We start from the raw sequence: 564 nt of genomic DNA on the forward strand, positions 1-564 counted from the left end.
TTCTTCCAGGCTTTGAGTCGGGCGGCGTCTTCTTCTGAGGCTTCGTCGATATCGACAGCATCCTGAAGCGGGGCGATGGCGTAGTCGGCAATGGCGCGCAAGTGAGCGTATTCGCGCTGGGCCTCTTGGGCTGGATCCATGTCAGGCACCTGCTCCGGGGGTGGCATGGATGAGACAGGGAGTTCATCGACGGCCACGTGCAAGGTAATGCTGTGGCTCAGGTCGGTAGGCTTGTCGTCCAGGGTCACACAGACTCGCAGCACCTGCTCGTCATAGGAGATGGCCACGGTTTTATCCACGTCCAACTGGTTGACGACATAGCCCCACCCTTCTGGCGCCCTGGCCATGCCCTGCGTTCCGATCAGTTGGTAAATACCAGGGCTTTCTCGCTTCGATTCGATGGTGCTCACGCCCAGCGATGTGATGTCGATGATTTCACCGGTGGAACCGAGAATGTTGATTGCTGCACGAGTCGTCATTTAAATAGCCTTCAGTGTGCCGTCGGCGGCGCGGGTGGTGTTTCCAGAGTGGTAGAACTCAACCCATGGGGAGAACGAGCCACCA

Annotated in this window: 1 protein-coding gene; it reads right to left on the reverse strand. The window is 58.2% G+C overall.

What is annotated here, in order from left to right:
• A partial coding sequence (locus HBN61_RS22380) for a tail fiber assembly protein (protein ID WP_170047935.1) occupies positions 1-479 on the reverse strand: 479 nt, incomplete at its 3' end.
• Positions 480-564 lie beyond the last annotated feature (85 nt).

This window comes from Pseudomonas sp. WS 5071 (assembly GCF_012985765.1).
GTDB lineage: Bacteria > Pseudomonadota > Gammaproteobacteria > Pseudomonadales > Pseudomonadaceae > Aquipseudomonas > Aquipseudomonas lundensis_A.